This window comes from Brevundimonas sp. FG128 (assembly GCF_057809775.1).
The window spans coordinates 185,395-202,151 of sequence record NZ_JBMDKP010000003.1 but is presented as its reverse complement, the minus strand read 5'-3'; the positions used below and the strand labels follow the sequence as shown (position 1 = coordinate 202,151).

The window sequence follows — 16,757 nt, the reverse complement described above, 5'->3', positions numbered from 1 at the left end:
TCCCACCACAGCAAACGTCATCCCCGCAATCTGATTGCCGAAAGCGCCTTCGACTACTAGAAAGCGCCACCCTCCCCTCACGACAACCCACGAGATTTCCGCATGTTCGACCAAAAATCCATCCTGATCACGGGCGGTTCAGGATCGTTTGGGAAGATGTACATCCGTCAGATTCTTGCGCGCTACCGACCGCAACGATTGATCGTGTACTCTCGCGATGAGCTGAAGCAGTTCGAGATGCAGCAAGAGTTCACCGATCCTTGCATGCGCTTCTTCCTTGGCGACGTGCGGGATCGCGAACGCCTGACGCAGGCCATGCGGGGCGTCGATTTCGTCATTCACGCTGCGGCGATGAAACAGGTTCCGGCCGCCGAATATAATCCAACGGAGTGCATCCGGACGAATGTGAACGGCGCGGAAAACGTGATCGCCGCCGCCTTGGCTAATAATGTTGACAGGGTCATCGCCCTATCTACGGATAAGGCCGCAAATCCGATCAATCTGTACGGCGCGACCAAGCTGGTCTCCGACAAGTTGTTCGTCGCCGCAAACAACATGGCCGGCAGCCATCGCACGCGGTTCGCCGTCGTGCGCTACGGCAATGTCGTCGGCTCACGCGGTTCGGTGGTGCCCTTCTTTGAGAAGCTGATCGCCCAGGGCGCGACGTCTCTTCCAATCACTCACGAAAACATGACTCGGTTCTGGATTTCTCTGGAACAGGGCGTGGAATTCGTTCTGAAGAATTTCACCCGGATGCACGGTGGAGAAATCTTCATCCCGAAGATTCCGTCGGTGCGCATCATGGATCTGGCCGAGGCTATCGCGCCCGGCATGCCGACCCACGTCGTGGGCATTCGTCCCGGCGAAAAGCTGCACGAGATCATGTGCCCCGCCGACGACTCGCACCTCACCTATGAGTTCGGCGACCATTACGTCATCGCGCCGACGATCCGCTTCCATCATGTCGATGTGGACTTCGCCAAGAACCGTCTGGGCGAAGAAGGCGTGCGCGTGGAACAGGGCTTCGAATATAATTCCGGCACCAACCCGCATTTCTTCACCGTCGAGGAAACGCGGGCCTTCAACGTCAATGCGATGCCCTGACGAACTGGGCGCTATTCCAATAGCGCCCAGTTCATCGGCGTCCCTTTCGGAGCCGCCGTTCTGAGGCGGCGGCCCAGCAGTTCGCGATAGTAGCGGGTATGCAGGCCGTCGCCGGGACGCACGGAACGAAGATTGGCCGGCGTCAGTTCTTCTCCGGCCTTGGTGTCCTCGGCGATGAACAGCGACCGGCCGAACTTGCGGTTGGCCGCTGCCTGACCAGTCGCACCGTACTGGACCCGACCCAGCGCCTGTTCGGCGATGCGGACCTGTTCAACCAGCGATTTGAACTCGTCAGGCGTCAGCGAGAAACTGGCGTCCGGGCCGCCGACCGCGCGATCGACGATGAAGTGCTTCTCGATCACGCGCGCACCCAACGCCACCGCCGCCACGGCGACGGCGTTGTCCATGGTGTGGTCCGACAGCCCGACCTTGCAACCGAACGTTTCAGCCAGATTGGGAATGGTCCGCAGGTTCGCGTCCTTCGGCTCGGCCGGATAGGCCGAGGTGCATTTCAGCAGGGTGATGTCGAAATTGCCTTGGCGATGACAGGCGGCGACCGCCTCCTCGATTTCTGCCAATCCGGCGATGCCGGTGGACATGATCATCGGCCGTCCCTTGGAAGCGGCGTATTCGATCAGCGGGATGTCGGCGATCTCGAAGGAGGCGATCTTGAAGATTGCTGTATCCAGCTCATCGAGAAAATCGACCGCAGTGAAATCGAACGGCGAAGAAAAGAATGTCAGGCCGCACCGGTCCGCCTCCGCCTTGATCGGAGCGTGCCATTCCCAAGGAGTCTGAGCTTCCGCGTAAAGGTCGTATAGGGTCCGCCCGGCCCACAGAGAATCCTGCCCCAATCGGAATGCTTCACCGTCACACTGTAGTGTAATTGTATCAGGCCTGTAGGTTTGAAGTTTGATTGCGTCCGCGCCGCAATCTGCTGCAGCTCGAACCGTTTCCAAACACACTTCGAGAGATCCGCCATGATTAGCTGAAAGCTCAGCGATCATAAATGCTCGCTCGGGCCATACAAACTTCATCTAACTAACTTCCTTAAAAATTATTGACTTAAGTGACTCTCTGTGGTCACGCCATTGTTCAGGTCTTATTTGTAGAGCGACGGCTTCACGTTCAACACCTTTAGCATCGAAACGCGCCAAATTGCCGTGGATTACGAACCCGAAGCGCTGATGCATCTTTAAAACTGTCCGATTGTGACAAAGCACCTCACAAAGCAACGCTTCAACTTTGATTTCTTCGAATGCGTAATCCAGTGCTAGAAACTCCATCGCCGCGCCAACACCCTTAGGTGCATTAGGTTCTCCAACATAGAATGCCCACGAACACGAGGATCGTCGTTCATCGATTTGCGAGAACGATACAACGCCTAAAGGAACACCCGAATATTCAAAGACGAAATGCCTCTGACTAGATTCGGCTAGCGCCGTTTGTATCCACTCCGTGTGCTCATTTAGTGGAATTACGTCGCTGTTATACATGTTGGTGCGGACACGTTCTTGATTTCGCCAAGACAGCATTCGACCAGCGTCGTCGATCGTCACCCTTCGAAGTTGGCAGTCCTTACGATTTATCACTGGGCTCTCTTCATCTGCCTACAAAAAAGACTGTGGCCCAAATATTTGACGCCTGAGCGCAGGGTAGCGGGGTGCCAAGCACACCTCAACACCGATAGGATACCCTATCCCAAGGCGTGACGAATGAGGATCCGAATATGGCTAGCGATACCGACAGCAATAATTCTCCCCCTGTCATCCAGGTCGAGGAGATCGGCCGTCATATAATGCTTGTCTCCCTCAATCGCCCGGAGCGAATGAACGCAGTCAACGCAGAGCTCGCACATTCACTCAGCGCGATTGTAGCGCGAACCAACGCAATGCCTCACCTCCGAGCCGTCATTCTCACAGGATCGGGAGGACGCGCGTTTTGCTCTGGAGCGGATCTTCGCGAAGTTTCCGAAGGAAATTTGGACGCCCTATTCACAGCTTCCGGTGGATTTGGGGGATTCGTGCATGCACAGCGGACTAAACCATGGATCGCTGCGGTCGACGGCTTCGCACTTGCCGGCGGCTTTGAGATCATGCTGGCATGCGACCTTGCATTAGCCACCCCCAACGCGAGTTTTGGATTGCCTGAGGTGCGACGAGGCCTCATGGCGTCAGCGGGAGGCGCCTACCGTCTCGCAAGGACGGTGCCGCAGAAGGTTGCTATCGAGATGCTCCTCACCGGCCGGCCGATTGACGCCCAGCGCGCCTTGGCTCTAGGCCTAATCAATGAAGTCGTGGATGCGCAGCAGTTGATACCCGCCGCTCTGACGCTTGCAGAAACCATTGCCTCTAACGCTCCGTTAGCTGTGAGGGAGAGCCTGGCAATCGCCCGAAGCGCGTATGATTTCACGGACGCCGAACTTCGACGGTCCGGCGATGAACGCCAGGCCCAGCTTCAACAAACGGACGATTACAAGGAGGGTGCCCTTGCCTTCACGGAAAAACGGCTTCCGAATTGGAAAGGACGTTAGGCTCCAAACCCAATCACCGGCTAGAAGCCTAACGGAAAATTATGCTTCCGATGCGTCGTGGTCGCGTCGGAGCCGGTGATGGGCAAGCTGTTTTGGCAATCAGATGATCACTGGGCGACCGTCGAGCCGAACCTGGCAGTAGGCGGGCGCCCGGCGGGTCGGTGCCCGGCGCGTGATCTCGGGCGTCAACCATGTGCTAAAGATCGGCTGCCGGCCGAACGACCAAGGTTCACGCCCTCGCTGACGTCGTCGGACAGCCCTCTTTGCGCTGACCCTGACGACAGGAAGCGTCTTCGACATCACCGTCGCACCGGCGCTCCTCGCTCCTCGCTCCTCGCTCGCGCGGACGAAGCCCGCTACGTCCTGGCCGACAAGGACTAAGACGCCGATGCCCTACAGCGTTCGCTGCGCCACACCGGGGCCGTTTCCGTCATCCTAGGCCGCAACAACCTAAGGCGCGTGGTCGTCTACGACAAGCTCGGTAGCAGGAGCGACACCACGTCGAAAACGCATTCTGTCGGGTCAAGGACTACCCCAGTGTCGCCACTCGATACGACAACTCACCGACCGCTTACTCTCCCGCGTCGCCCGCCATTCTCGTCGGATTTTGGCTATGAATAGGTCTGGAGCCTAGGGCTCGTGAAACAGGGCTTGCCGGACCAACAGCCGCTTCTCAGCCCACTCTTCCTTGGTGATTCCGATGAGGACGCAGTCAATCCACTGCTCATCGCGGATGATGTGCTTTCGCCGGACACCTTCTTCTAAAAAACCAAATCGCTTATGCAGATCCAGTACTTTCTGATTGAAAGAAAGCACCTCTCCATTCAATTTTTCGACATTTAGGTCGCAAAAGACGAGGTCAAGAAATCGGAACTCGCCGGCTATGCCGATTCCCCTTCCCCTGACCTGCTCCGTCAAATAATATGACCAATTTGCTCTTTTATTGGCACGATCGTAATCGGTAAGACCCACCATGCCGATTATTTCCTGGTTAAAATCCACTCCAAACAACTCAAATGCAGGACTACTTTTAACCTTTTCCACCCATTTTAAATGATCATCTAAATGTATAACGTCAGAGGTGAACATCGCGTCGCGCACACTCGGCTCGTTCCTTACCTCTAGTATACGTAACAACTCAACATCATTTAACGTCGCTAACGGACGAAGATCCAACGATCCAAGCACACCGGCCGAAACGGTCATATTTCCTCACTATACGGAGATGGATGTGGATCGAGGCTTAGTACAGCATCAGCTATACGGCCTGCGCCTTCGCCATCAACTAAATTAAAGGCGGCACGCGCCATTTGAGCGCGCCGAGTCGTATTTACGCAAAGCTTGCGAACCACCGGCCCCACATGCTCGATTGATTCTGCTACTTCGATAGCATTGGCAGAGGCCATAGCCTTGACGCTACGCTTCTGATTCTCCGCAAGAGCAAGCACAACGCTTGGCAAACCCAAGCACGCCCTCTCCCACATTGTCATTCCACCTGCGCCCACCGCAATATCTGCAGATGTCATTAGCGCAGCCATCGCTCGACTATTTTCATGTAGCGATATGTTTGGATGCTGGCGCGCCATCGCCTCCACGGCGACCCAGCTTTTTGCTTCTGACGAAAGAATTACATCAACCGCGATGTCGGGATTAAATTCCTTTATATTGCTAAGAACTCGCGCAGTCTGGCCATCAATATCGGTCGCGCCGAGAGACAACAACAATCTAGTGACGTCTCGCACTTCAATATGATTGGTAGTAACATACCTTGCCTTGCGGAACTCATCTCGTAGCAAGAAGTACTTACTACCGACGAACAATCTACATGATTGAGGTACGAGTCCCCTGTAATCCTCTTCCAGCCGGTCTATGTTGTGATCGAGGAGCACGTCACAATCATGCCGCCTATTGGCGAGGTCATCCAGAACCACAACCCTGCTCACCCCCAATCGGGCCTCCGCCTCCCATGGCAAACCAAGTTGGTAATGGTCAACTACCAGCCAATCCGCCCGCGAGCGATTGATGATTTCCATGGTCAGCTTCGCGTCGTGCCGCTGAAGAGGGTCAGGCATCGATGAGGCCTCCCAGTTGCCCCCGTCGGCTTCCGGTCCCGTCGCGTCAATAATGTGCAGGTTGACACCGCTGCGACGCACGACGTCCTCAATCGCGACTGGCAACTTCCTGCAGATAAAATGGACCGTCGACCCGCGAACAATCAGAGCCTGCGCGAGCGTCAAGCATCGCATCACGTGCCCCCCGCCAATGTGTTCGGAGGCATCTACCCTAATTGCAACGCATCGACTTTCGCCCTTTTGGGACATCCCATTATCTGGACGCTCGAAAATCACAGCTTATCGTTCTCCAAATGCAATTTGATGCTTCAACTCAGCTATTCGCCAGTCTTCTTCATCATCGATGTCTTGCACTTTAGACCGAGGTAGAACAACCGCGCCGGTATTATCCCCGACCAAACGACCATCTTCCATTACGTGTTTCACGTCGAACCAGCACCACTGCCCTGCATCTTGGTATGATGGTCGAATATCCTGAGATCGCTTATCTCGATAATCTGGAAAATTATACGCGAGCCTGTCTTCATCAGACATGCAAAAGGATCGCCAAATTGGGTAATCAAAAGGCGTCACCGATATAACGGATGAAAACGAGCGGCTTTCCAACATCGTTAAGCCTTCCGCCAGATGCTCGGCCCGCACGAAGGGAGCAGTCGCGTAGAGGCAGCAAGCATGACTGAAACTTGTATTCCTCTCAACATACTCGGAAATTACCTCTCTCAGAACATCCGCTAGAGTTGCGTGGTCGTTCGAGTTCTCCGCTGATCGCAGAAAGGGTGTCTCCGCGCCCCAGGCCCTAGCCGTCTCCGCGATTTCCGGGTCATCAGTCGACACCATTACAGTTTCGAATAGTCCGCTTGAGAGGGCGGCCTCAATCGACCAGGCGATGATCGGCTTTCCCCGGAAATCGCGGATGTTCTTGCGCGGGATTCGCTTGGAGCCTCCGCGCGCCGGAATGACGGCCAGCGCCTTCACGCCAGGCTCCGCACCGCCTGGACCACCTGATCGACATCGGCGTCGGTCATGGCCGGATACAGGGGAATGGACAGGCAGCGGTCGTAATAGGCCTCGGCCGCAGGCACGCTCGCGGCGCCATAGGTCGCCCGATACCAAGGCTGGGTGTGCACGGGGATATAGTGCACCTGAGACCCGACGCCCCGCGCGGCAAGCGCGGCCATCGCGTCTGCGCGGCTTACGCCGATCCGTTCGAAGTCGATCTGCACCACGAACAGATGATAGCTCACCTGCTGCTGGCCGGCGTCGTGCGGCAGACTGAGCCAGTCCAGATCGGCCAGGTCGCGCCGGTAGCGCTGCACGATCTCGCGGCGCCGCTGGACGAACCCGTCCAGCTTCCGAAGCTGGCTCGAGCCCAGCGCGGCCTGGAGCTCCGTCATCCGGTAGTTGTACCCCAGCCCCTGCTGTTCGTACCACCACGGACCCGGGCTTTGCTCCAGCCTGGCCGGATCGCGCGTGATCCCATGGGAGCGCAGCATCAGCAGGCGCTCGTACAGGGCGTCGTCATTCGTGGTGATCGCGCCCCCTTCGCCTGTGGTCATGGTCTTGACCGGGTGGAAGGAGAAGACCGTCAGGTCGGAATAGCGGCCGTCGCCGACCTTTCCGCCGTCGGCGTACTCGGACCCGATGGCGTGCGCAGCGTCTTCGATCACGCGAAGGCCGTGTTCGTCCGCTGCGGCCTTCAGCGCTTTCATGTCGACGGGAAGACCGGCGAAATGGACGGGCGCGACCAGGCGAGTGCGGGGCGTTATGGCCGCCCGAACGGCATCGACCGAGAGATTGAAAGTGCGCGGATCGATATCCGCGAATACCGGTTTGAGGCCGGTATAGGCCATGGCGTTCGAGGTCGCGACGAAGGTGTTGGGAGAGGTGATGCCCTCGCCGCCCTCAAGCTCCAGCGCCGCCACTGCCAGATGGAGACCGGCGGTGGCATTGCTGACGACGACGCAATGCTTAGCCCCGACGTATGCTTTGAGATCGTTCTCGAACTTCTGCGTCGCCGGACCCTGCGTCAGATAGTCGGACCGCAGCGCGGTCAGGACGGCCTGTTCGTCCTCTTCATCGATCCACTGCCGACCATAAGAGATGAATGTCACTGCACGAGGTCTCCGCCGGGTCGGGGCGCCTGTCGGCCCTTGTCGGGGGTATCCCGCATCCGTCGCTTCGCCGCAAGAACGACGCGCGCCGGCTCGTCTCAAGGGCGTTCGAGCGTCATCGGCGACGAGCGAAAAGCGCACGCTTGAGCCCGGCCACCAGCCCTTGGATTGCGGATCGAGGATCGGCCCGCGAAGGCGGAACTTCGCCAAATTCGATTACTGTCCGTAGCCGAATCTCCTCGCCTTGCAAGGCGGCGCCCAGCGCATCGATCGCGTCCAGCCGGTGGTAAGCGGGCGCGGCCCAGCCCTGCATCGGGTTCTTGGCGCCCCGATGGCGAGACAGGGTGATCGGCAGTACGGATTCATACCGGATTGCGGCGCCGGGAAGCCGCCACCCGTTCTTATGAACTTGGCCGGAGAGGTCGGAAGCGAGGTGAAGCCACGCCGTCACCTTGCGGCTGCGCCCGCAACGAATGTGATCCTCAAGGACCAGACGTTGGCCGGGCGTGTAAAGGAAGGTCCGTTCGTGGACCACGCCAAACAAGGGCCGATCAAACGCGCCTTTGATGACCCAGGTATCGCCGTCTCGGCTCAGCGAGCTCAACATGCCCCCAACAGGCTGCGTCTGCCGGACGCCGTTATCGTCGCGCTCCTCCATGAGGTCGATGCTGTTATGGGCCGCCGCACTCCGCATATGATTTTTGATGGGAGATTTCGAATAGGTGTATCGACCGCTGTCGATGATCCAATAGCGCCCTTTGTCGAACAGTTCGAAACTCAGGTCGTCGGCATGTTTATGCATGCTGCTGTGATGTCCCGCACCGACGATCAGCATGAAGGCCTCATCAGGGGCAGCGTCCGGCGAACTCTTGACGATCGCATAGCCCGCTTCTTTGAAGAGCTTGGCGGCGACCACGTCGTCACTCACCCGCTCCAGAGATGATTTCCGCCGACTGGAGTCGCCAATCGCAGAGATGCGGCCGTCAGGAAAGACGAACCAGGGCTGGGCTGCGAGCGCCCTATCGCGGATGTCGATCACATCGGTCAGGTCATCATACCAGCCGCTGCCGAGAAGCTGTTTCAACGTCCGCAGGGCAAAACCGTGATAGCCGGGCGAGTGCTCCAGATGGACGCCCTCCTGACCGAACTGCTGGCGCATCAGGCGCCTGAACATGTCCCTGGCCTGGTCCCGCGCCGCCTCGGACTCTTCAGTCTGCGGCAAGGTCAGAGCAAGCGCCATGAGACCGTGGACCTGGAAAAACCCGTGGTTCGTTAGGGAAAAGAACTCAGGTTCCCGGAGCTTGGAGACGTGGGACCGACCCAGCGCTTGAAGTCGGGCCTTCAGAGGCTTGTTACGCCTTTTGTTGATCTCCGGCCGACTAAGAATATAGGCCAGCCTCGCAGCGCGGTGCCCTGTTCCCATGTCGTTCCAGAACACCGCCGGATGATCGCGCCCATGCAAAGCCTCCGCGTCCGCCCAGTCCAGCATGACGGGAATAATGTATTGGCTCCATCCCGCCTTCTGGGTGCGGTCCCGCGCCACGATCAGGGGATCGATCAGCCGCCAGGAATGAATCTGAAACCGCCAGTTCGCGTCCTCTCCGCCCGCTGTCAGCCAATCGATCGGCGCCCGGACATCCATCGGCTGGGTGTCGTGGCGCGCCTTCCAACCTTCGGCGAGCAGCGCCATCGCCGCCTCACGCGGATTCCGCTGCGCCAAGCACAGTGCGGTCCTGAAATTATGAACGGGTTCCAATGCTCATCCTGAGTGCGCGGGACCCCTGTCCACTGCGGAACGGTCGCTTAGCTCAAGCGCGAACCGGCCGCAACACAGCGGCCGGAGCCCCGTCACGGCTGCAGCTACAGATTCAGCAGCGCCGGGTCGCCGCCTTGCGCGGCGATGTTGACGCTGATCGCCCTTTCCGCCGCGTAGCGGATCAGGCTGTTGGGGCCGCCCGCTTTCGGTCCCGTCCCAGAAAGCCCTTCGCCACCGAAGGGCTGCACGCCGACCACCGCGCCGGTGATCGAGCGGTTAACGTAGACGTTGCCGGCAGGAACCAGATCAACGACCTGGGTGGCGAAGGCTTCGATGCGGCTGTGAATGCCCAAAGTCAGGCCGTAGCCGCGGGCGGCGAGCTTGCCGGCGACCGACTTCAGGTCGGCCGAGTCGTAGCGATAGATGTGCAGGATGGGGCCGAAGACCTCGCGTTCCAGGAAGTCCGGCGTGGGGATTTCGGCGATGGTGGGGGCGAACAGGTCGCCCTTTTCGGCGCCGAGCGGCAGGTCGGCGCGGGCGATGATCTTCGCTTCCTTCGACAGACGCTCGACGTGGGCCTCCAGGGCGCGGCGTGATTCCGGGTCGATGACGGGGCCGATGTCAGTCTGGGGGTCGGCGGGGTCGGCGACCGTCTGGACGGCCAGGGCGCCTTTCAGGCCTTCGATCAGGGCGTCGGCCGAGTCCTTGGGCACATAGAGGACGCGCAGGGCCGAGCAGCGCTGGCCGGCGGAGCCGAAGGCCGACTGGATCACGTCGTCGATGACCTGTTCCTTCAGCGCCGTGGTGTCGATGAACATGCCGTTCAGGCCGCCGGTCTCGGCGATGAAGGGGATGATGGCGCCGGGACGGGCGGCGATGGCGCGGTTGATCGCGCCGGCTGTATCGGTGCCGCCGGTGAAGGCGACGCCGTCGACGCCCGGATGCGTGACCAGGGCCGCGCCGACCGTCTCGCCGCGTCCGGGGACCAGGGCCAGCAGGTCCGGATTCAGGCCGGCCTTATGATACAGGCGCACGGCCTCGGCGGCGATCAGCGGCGTCTGTTCGGCGGGTTTGGCAAGGACGGCGTTGCCGGCGGCCAGGGCGGCGGCGATCTGGCCGGTAACGATGGCCAAGGGGAAGTTCCACGGCGAGATGCAGGCGAAGACGCCGCGTCCATGCAGGAACAACTGGTTGGTCTCGCCGGTCGGGCCCTTCAGGGTTTCGGGAGCGGTGAAGTCGCGTTCGGCCAGCAGGGCGTAGTAGCGGCAGAAATCGGCGGCCTCGCGCACCTCGGCGACGCCGTCGTTCAGGGTCTTGCCCGCCTCGCGGCTGAGCAGGGCGACCAGACGATCCAGGTCCGCCTCCAGCGCGTCGGCCATGGCGCGCAGGACCACGGCGCGTTTCGCCCCACCCTGACGGTCCCATTTGATCTGGGCGTTTGCGGCGGCCTCGACGGCGGCGTCGATGTCGGCTGGCTCGGCTTCCGAGACATGGCCCAGCACTTGCGACCGGTCGAAGGGGTTGGTCACGTCCTGCGCGTTGATCCCCGCGCGCAGGCGGCCAGCCACGATCGGGCCGGAGGTCAGCTTTTCGCGATCAACGCCCTCGAGTGCGCGGGCATGGGCTTCACGGTCGGCGGCTTGGGAATAGTCGCGGCCGAGGGAGTTCTGACGATCGCCGTACATGTCTTTCGGAACCGGAATCTTGGGGTGACGGTCGGGCGCCTGCTCGACCAGGGAAATGGGATCGGCTGCGACGGCCGAGGCGGACACGCGCTCGTCCAGCAGGGCGTGGACGAAGGAGGAGTTGGCGCCGTTTTCCAGCAGGCGCCGCACCAGATAGGGCAGCAATTCCTCATGCCCGCCGACGGGGGCATAGGCGCGGACGATCACGGTCTCGTCGGACCATTCCTCAATGGCGGCGTCATACAGAGCCTCGCCCATGCCGTGCAGGCGTTGGTGCTCGACCGTGACGCCCCGGTCGCGGGCCATGCGCCGCACGGCGGCCAGGGTGTGAGCGTTGTGGCTGGCGAACTGCGAATAGATCGCCGGGGAGGCCTCGATCATGGCGCGGGCGCAGACCAGATAGTTCAGGTCGGTCGCGGCCTTGGTGGTGAAGACCGGATAGTCGGTGCGGCCGAAAACTTGGGCGCGTTTGATCTCGGTGTCCCAATAGGCGCCCTTGACCAGACGCACCATCAGCCGGCGGCCCGAGCGACGGGCCAGGTCTGCAACCCGTTGGATCGTTTCTAGCCCGCGCTTTTGATAGGCCTGCACCGCCAGACCCAGGCCGGTCCAGCCGCCCAAATCCGTTTCGTGCGCCAGCCGGTCCAGCAGCTTCAGCGACAGGGCCAGCCGGTCGGCCTCCTCGGCGTCCATGGTGAAGTTGATGTCGTGTTTGGCTGCGATCTTGGCCAGACGCAGTACGCGCGGATACAGCGTGGCCCACACGCCGTCCTCCTGCGTCGCCTCGTAACGGGGCGACAGGGCCGACAGCTTGACCGAGACGCCGTGCCCATGCTCCGGGCCCTGCCCCTTGGAGGTCCGGCCCACCGCCTCGATGGCGTCTGCGTAGATCTGCTCATAGCGATCGGCGTCGGCCAGGGTCCGCGCGCCCTCGCCCAGCATGTCGAAGCTGCACAGCCAGCCCTCGCGGTTCGATCGCTTCAGCGCCGCCTCGATGGTGCGGCCCACCACGAACTGCTCGCCCATGATCTTGACGGCCGTGGCTACAGCCTGACGGATCACCGGCTCGCCCAGACGACCGGCGATGCGCTTCAGGAAGCCGGGCAGATCGGTGCGCGCCTCATCGTCCACGTCCACCAACTTGCCCGTCAGCATCAGGCCCCAGGTCGAGGCGTTGACGAACAGGCTGTCGGACTGGCCCAGGTGCGACGCCCAATCGGCCGAGCCGATCTTCTCGGCGATCAGTCGGTCGCGGGTCTCCTCGTCCGGCACCCGCAGCAAGGCCTCGGCCAGGCACATCAACGCCAGACCCTCGCGGGTACCCAGGCTGAACTGCTGAAGGAAGCTCTCGACCACCCCCTGCTTTTTCTGGCTGCGCCGGGCGTGTTCGACCAGGTCGATCGCCTCGGCGACCACCGCCTCGCGTTCGCCGGCGTCCAGCGGCATGAGCGTCAGATTGTCGGCGACGGCGGCGCGTTCGTCGCGGAACTTGTGATGGTCCAACCCGTCCCAAACGGCCAGGCTCGAAGGCGAAAAGGCGGCGGGCGTCATGGGGCGTCAAGTCCTGTGGATTTCCGCCGTATATTCTCGAGTTCGAAGAAGGTGCTTCGTATGATAGGGGCCGTTATCGATGATTGTTCGGTGTCGGAGCGTGATTTCCAATGATTGATATCGACGGCGTCGATCGCCGCATCCTTAGGGTGCTCCAGACCGACGCCCGCATCTCGAACGCCGAGCTGGCGCGGCGCTGCAACCTATCGCCGGCCGCCTGTTTCGAACGGGTCAAACGGCTGCGTGAGAGGAGGATCATCACCGGCTACGCCGCCATGATCGACCCGTCACAGGTCGGGCGCGACCTGCTGATCTTCGTCGAGGTCCTGCTGGACCGCACCACCGGCGACGTCTTCGACGCCTTCGCCGCCGCCGTCCGCAGCCAACCCGAAGTGCTGGAGTGCCACATGGTCGCCGGCGGCTTCGACTATCTGATCAAGGCCCGCGTCGGCGACATGGACGCCTATCGCGCCTTCCTAGGCGACGTTCTGGTGCGGATGCCGGGGGTGAGGGAGACCCGGACCTATGCGGTGTTGGAGGAGGTGAAATCGACGACGGTGTTGCCACTGTAAACCATCAGAGAAATACAACCTTGAATATTTTCAAATCAGAACACAAGGTTGTTTCGAGATAAGCCCTGAGGCACGCTTGAAGGCGGCCGTTTGATCGGAGCGGTGTAGTCGTGGGGATGATTTGCCCGGTTGTCATGTGCGGCGGGTTCGGTTCGCGGCTTTGGCCGGCATCGCGTCCCTCGCGGCCCAAACAGTTCCTTCCACTGGCAGGCGAAAGGTCGTTGTTCCAAGACACCGTGAAGCGCGTGCTGCCACTGATCGAGACTGACGGTGAATTGCTCGTGGTAGGCAGTCAGGATCACCGGTTCGAGATTCTGGAGCAGCTGGATCAGATCGGCGCTGTCGCCACCGTTCTTCTCGAACCCGAAGGGCGAGATTCTGCTGCGGCAATGGCGGTCGCCGCGCTCTGGACCGCGCGACGCGACCAGGCGGCGGTGAATATTTTCCTGGCGTCCGATCACCACATTCCCGATCACGATGCCTTCCAGGCGGCCATATATGAAACCATCCCCGCCGCAGACGCGGGACAGATCGTGACCCTGGGCGTCGTGCCGACCCGGCCGTCATCCGCCTATGGCTACATTTTTCCAGCCGGACCTGGTTTGTCGGCCGTCGCCGCTTTCGTGGAAAAGCCCGATTTGGCGACGGCCCGACGGTATATCGAGAGCGGCTATCTCTGGAACAGCGGCAATTTCGTCGCCAGGGCGGATGTCATAGTCGAAGAGATTTCTCGGCTTGCCCCGGCCGTAATGGCGGCGGCCATCGGCGGGCTTGAAGATTCCGAGTCCAACGGCCGGTCCACGATGCTGGGGGTTCGGTTTGCGGATGGACCGAAAATCTCCATCGACTACGCCATTATGGAAAAGACCCGTCGAGCCTCGGTGCTTCCTGTGGATTTCTTCTGGTCCGACCTGGGTGCATGGGACGCCGTGGAGGCGACCGGGAAGGGAAGCGCCGGGCTTCATATTCTGGAAGACTCCGAGGGTTGCCTGGTGCGCGCCTGCCACGGGATGATCGTCGCCACCCTGGGGCTCAAAGATGTGGGCGTCATCGTCGAACGCGATGCCGTTCTGGTCACCGACCTTAAGCGCAGCCAGGACGTCAGGAAGGTCGTCGAGCGGCTCCGAAGACTGTCCCCGACGCATCTCGATTTTCCGACGCACGCCCCGGAGTCGCTGAAAAGCGGCGCTGAGCGGCTGGCGACCTGGTTACGTCAGTCTGCGCTTCCGGTTTGGTGCACTATGGGACAGGGGGCTTCCGGGGTGTTCGAAACGCTTCTCAGCCCGAGCGGGCGTCGCATCGCGACATCGCCTAAGCTTCAAGTTCAAGCAGCCCAACTCGAAGCATATGCGCAAGCCGGCCGACAGGCCTGGCCAGGACCATGGCAGGCCGTGATCGACAAAGGCCGATCGCACCTGACATCGGATGACGGCCATTCCGAACAAGGCGATTATGGCGGTTTTCTCGTTGCCTTGGCGGCTATTTTCGCGGCGACGCACGACCCGTCAGCGGAGCACGACGCCAGGGTCCTTCGCGAACGTCTTTTAAGGCAAGAAGGCTGGCTATCATACCAGGCGGATTCTTCCGTAATGCTGGAGAGCGCGCTCGCCTGGACTGACATAAGCGAAGACCAGGGCTGGCGACAGTTTGCAGATCAGATTGTCAGCGCGATTCAAAAAGCAGTCAACATTGATCATCCGGCGTCGCCGGGTGACCATTTCCATCGGGCCTGGCTGCTGGCGCGCTACAGCAGATTAGCATCGGACACCGCCGCCCTATTGGAAGCTCGCAAACGCTATGCTGGTGGGCTTCTAGGTATCGACTTAAAACGTGGTGTCGTCGTGGAGGCCGTGAATGACAAAGGCATCATCCAGAGTGGACGCGCACGGCTCTGGTCGCAGACGCAATGGCTCAAGGCGTCGCTGATCCTTGCGGTGCTGGCCGACGACGGCCCCTGCCCGGCCTCGATTGAACAGGCGCGCTGCGCGCTGCACGCCCTATGGCTTTTCCTCACGCCTCAAGGCCTCTGGCGCGACGCCATGCTGGACAGCGGCGACTTCATCGATGAACCTTCACGGGCTTTGTCGCTCCGCTCGATCATGGCCGCCCATGTCCAGCTTCGAGAAACGCTCGGGGGCTTGGCTCATGCCGGGGACAATGGCCTCCAACTGTCCTGAGCCGACCACCTGCAACATGATGATGGCAATCGTCGTCTCGCCTTCGTCATTCGAACCGTCTAGAACTTCCGCCCTTACTCAACGGCTCAGGGTCCGCCCGCCTCCATGCGCATCGTTTTGGCCACCGACGCCTGGGAGCCTCAGGTCAACGGCGTCGTCCGCACCCTGACGCGCACCGTCGCGGAATGTCGCGGCATGGGCCATGAGGTCGAGGTCATCGAGCCCAGCCTGTTCAAGACCATACCCTGCCCGACCTACCCGGAAATCCGGCTGGCCTTGGGCGCGGAAGAAGAGATCCGCGAGATGCTGCGGGCCTTCGAGCCTGAGGCTGTCCACATCGCCACTGAAGGTCCGATCGGCATCGCCACGCGGCGCATCTGCGTGGAATGGAAGCTGCCGTTCACAACCAGCTACCACACCAAATTCCCCGAATATGTTTCGGCGCGTTTCCCGATCCCCGTTCAGGTCGGCTACGCCTACATGAAATGGTTCCACAAGCCGTCGGGCCGGCTGATGGTGGCGACGCCGACCTTGCGCGACGAACTGGTGGAGCACGGGTTCAAGAACGTCTCGCCCTGGTCGCGCGGCGTGGACACGGACGTGTTCAATCCTGACCTGGAGCGCATCTATGACGAGATGGGCGGAAAGGACTGGCCCAGGCCCTTCTTCCTCAACGTCGGCCGCGTGGCAGTGGAGAAGAACATCGAGGCCTTCCTCGAACTCGACCTGCCGGGCACCAAGATCGTGGTCGGCGACGGCCCGGCGCGCGCCGAGCTTCAGGAAAAATACCCTGAGGCCAAGTTCCTGGGCGCCCGGTTCGGCGACGATCTGGCCCGCTGCTTCCGCGACGCCGACGTCTTCGTCTTCCCAAGCTGGACAGACACCTTCGGCCTGGTGATCCTGGAGGCCATGGCCGCCGGCACGCCGGTCGCCGCCTATCCCGCCCACGGCCCCATCGACATCATCCCAGGTTCAAACGCCGGGGCGATCAATAAGGATCTGAAGACGGCCTGCCTCGAGTGCCTGGATCTGGATCGGAAGGTCGTCCGCGCCTATGCGGAGAAGTTCAGCTGGCGCGCTTCGGCGGAACAGTTCGTCGAGAACCTGCAGCCTTACCCCGAGCCTGAACGCGGCCGCTTCTGGCGCCGCCTTCGCCGCATCGCCCGCATTCGCAAGCGTGCCGCCGCCTGAGCTGC

13 protein-coding genes are annotated in these 16,757 nt (G+C 60.9%); 5 read left to right on the top strand and 8 right to left on the bottom strand.

Annotated features, from left to right (window positions below; translation table 11 throughout):
- Window positions 1-102: 102 nt before the first annotated feature.
- Window positions 103-1,104 carry a UDP-N-acetylglucosamine 4,6-dehydratase (inverting) gene (gene pseB / locus ACODSC_RS09465; RefSeq protein WP_488813648.1) on the top strand — a complete coding sequence of 334 codons (1,002 nt, stop codon included), beginning with the start codon at window positions 103-105 and terminating at the stop codon, window positions 1,102-1,104.
- Between the two features lie 11 nt (window positions 1,105-1,115).
- Here the strand turns inward: pseB and pseI are convergent, their stop codons facing one another.
- Both pseI and pseH (ACODSC_RS09455) read right to left on the bottom strand, forming a co-directional pair.
- The gene (pseI, locus tag ACODSC_RS09460; protein WP_488813647.1) at window positions 1,116-2,111 is read right to left on the bottom strand and encodes a pseudaminic acid synthase; all 996 of its coding nucleotides are present in this window, start codon (window positions 2,109-2,111) and stop codon (window positions 1,116-1,118) included.
- A gap of 30 nt (window positions 2,112-2,141) precedes the next feature.
- Window positions 2,142-2,663, bottom strand: a complete 522-nt coding sequence (gene pseH, locus ACODSC_RS09455) for a UDP-4-amino-4,6-dideoxy-N-acetyl-beta-L-altrosamine N-acetyltransferase (protein WP_488813646.1) — start codon at window positions 2,661-2,663, stop codon at window positions 2,142-2,144.
- A gap of 170 nt (window positions 2,664-2,833) precedes the next feature.
- Here pseH (ACODSC_RS09455) and ACODSC_RS09450 point away from each other — a divergent pair, with 170 nt between their 5' ends.
- Window positions 2,834-3,637 carry an enoyl-CoA hydratase-related protein gene (locus ACODSC_RS09450; RefSeq protein WP_488813645.1) on the top strand — a complete coding sequence of 268 codons (804 nt, stop codon included), beginning with the start codon at window positions 2,834-2,836 and terminating at the stop codon, window positions 3,635-3,637.
- A gap of 630 nt (window positions 3,638-4,267) precedes the next feature.
- Here ACODSC_RS09450 and pseH (ACODSC_RS09445) read toward each other — a convergent pair.
- From pseH (ACODSC_RS09445) to putA, 6 genes are all read right to left on the bottom strand, one after another.
- The gene (pseH, locus tag ACODSC_RS09445) at window positions 4,268-4,843 is read right to left on the bottom strand and encodes a UDP-4-amino-4,6-dideoxy-N-acetyl-beta-L-altrosamine N-acetyltransferase (RefSeq protein WP_488813644.1); all 576 of its coding nucleotides are present in this window, start codon (window positions 4,841-4,843) and stop codon (window positions 4,268-4,270) included.
- Window positions 4,840-5,958, bottom strand: a complete 1,119-nt coding sequence (gene pseG / locus ACODSC_RS09440; RefSeq protein ID WP_488813643.1) for a UDP-2,4-diacetamido-2,4,6-trideoxy-beta-L-altropyranose hydrolase — start codon at window positions 5,956-5,958, stop codon at window positions 4,840-4,842. Before pseG ends, pseH (ACODSC_RS09445) begins: the two co-directional genes overlap by 4 nt.
- A gap of 30 nt (window positions 5,959-5,988) precedes the next feature.
- On the bottom strand, window positions 5,989-6,684 hold the full coding sequence (gene pseF / locus ACODSC_RS09435) for a pseudaminic acid cytidylyltransferase (protein ID WP_488813642.1): 696 nt from the start codon (window positions 6,682-6,684) through the stop codon (window positions 5,989-5,991).
- Window positions 6,681-7,820 (bottom strand): UDP-4-amino-4,6-dideoxy-N-acetyl-beta-L-altrosamine transaminase, encoded by a 1,140-nt coding sequence (gene pseC / locus ACODSC_RS09430; RefSeq protein WP_488813641.1) that lies wholly within the window; start codon window positions 7,818-7,820, stop codon window positions 6,681-6,683. The genes pseF and pseC overlap by 4 nt, the downstream gene beginning before the upstream one ends.
- A gap of 115 nt (window positions 7,821-7,935) precedes the next feature.
- Window positions 7,936-9,540, bottom strand: a complete 1,605-nt coding sequence (locus tag ACODSC_RS09425) for a heparinase II/III family protein (protein ID WP_488814058.1) — start codon at window positions 9,538-9,540, stop codon at window positions 7,936-7,938.
- A gap of 140 nt (window positions 9,541-9,680) precedes the next feature.
- Window positions 9,681-12,812, bottom strand: coding sequence for a bifunctional proline dehydrogenase/L-glutamate gamma-semialdehyde dehydrogenase PutA (gene putA, locus ACODSC_RS09420; protein WP_488813640.1), 3,132 nt, complete (start codon window positions 12,810-12,812; stop codon window positions 9,681-9,683).
- 110 nt (window positions 12,813-12,922) lie between these two features.
- Here putA and ACODSC_RS09415 point away from each other — a divergent pair, with 110 nt between their 5' ends.
- The 3 genes from ACODSC_RS09415 (at window position 12,923) to ACODSC_RS09405 (ending at window position 16,752) form a co-directional block, all read left to right on the top strand.
- A complete protein-coding gene (locus ACODSC_RS09415; protein ID WP_488813639.1) occupies window positions 12,923-13,384 on the top strand; it encodes an Lrp/AsnC ligand binding domain-containing protein in 462 nt (153 codons plus the stop codon).
- A 116-nt stretch (window positions 13,385-13,500) separates the two neighbouring features.
- Window positions 13,501-15,561, top strand: a complete 2,061-nt coding sequence (locus ACODSC_RS09410) for a sugar phosphate nucleotidyltransferase (RefSeq protein ID WP_488814057.1) — start codon at window positions 13,501-13,503, stop codon at window positions 15,559-15,561.
- 105 nt (window positions 15,562-15,666) lie between these two features.
- On the top strand, window positions 15,667-16,752 hold the full coding sequence (locus ACODSC_RS09405; RefSeq protein ID WP_488813638.1) for a glycosyltransferase family 4 protein: 1,086 nt from the start codon (window positions 15,667-15,669) through the stop codon (window positions 16,750-16,752).
- The last annotated feature ends 5 nt before the right edge of the window (window positions 16,753-16,757 follow it).

What these genes read in the sequence shown, in the direction of transcription:
- ACODSC_RS09450 (WP_488813645.1), top strand. Translation starts at nt 2,834, where the DNA reads ATGGCTAGCGATACCGACAGCAATAATTCTCCCCCTGTCATCCAGGTC.
- pseI (WP_488813647.1), bottom strand. Translation starts at nt 2,111, where the DNA reads ATGATCGCTGAGCTTTCAGCTAATCATGGCGGATCTCTCGAAGTGTGT.
- pseG (WP_488813643.1), bottom strand. Translation starts at nt 5,958, where the DNA reads ATGTCCCAAAAGGGCGAAAGTCGATGCGTTGCAATTAGGGTAGATGCC.
- ACODSC_RS09405 (WP_488813638.1), top strand. Translation starts at nt 15,667, where the DNA reads ATGCGCATCGTTTTGGCCACCGACGCCTGGGAGCCTCAGGTCAACGGC.
- pseH (WP_488813644.1), bottom strand. Translation starts at nt 4,843, where the DNA reads ATGACCGTTTCGGCCGGTGTGCTTGGATCGTTGGATCTTCGTCCGTTA.
- ACODSC_RS09410 (WP_488814057.1), top strand. Translation starts at nt 13,501, where the DNA reads ATGATTTGCCCGGTTGTCATGTGCGGCGGGTTCGGTTCGCGGCTTTGG.
- putA (WP_488813640.1), bottom strand. Translation starts at nt 12,812, where the DNA reads ATGACGCCCGCCGCCTTTTCGCCTTCGAGCCTGGCCGTTTGGGACGGG.
- ACODSC_RS09415 (WP_488813639.1), top strand. Translation starts at nt 12,923, where the DNA reads ATGATTGATATCGACGGCGTCGATCGCCGCATCCTTAGGGTGCTCCAG.
- pseB (WP_488813648.1), top strand. Translation starts at nt 103, where the DNA reads ATGTTCGACCAAAAATCCATCCTGATCACGGGCGGTTCAGGATCGTTT.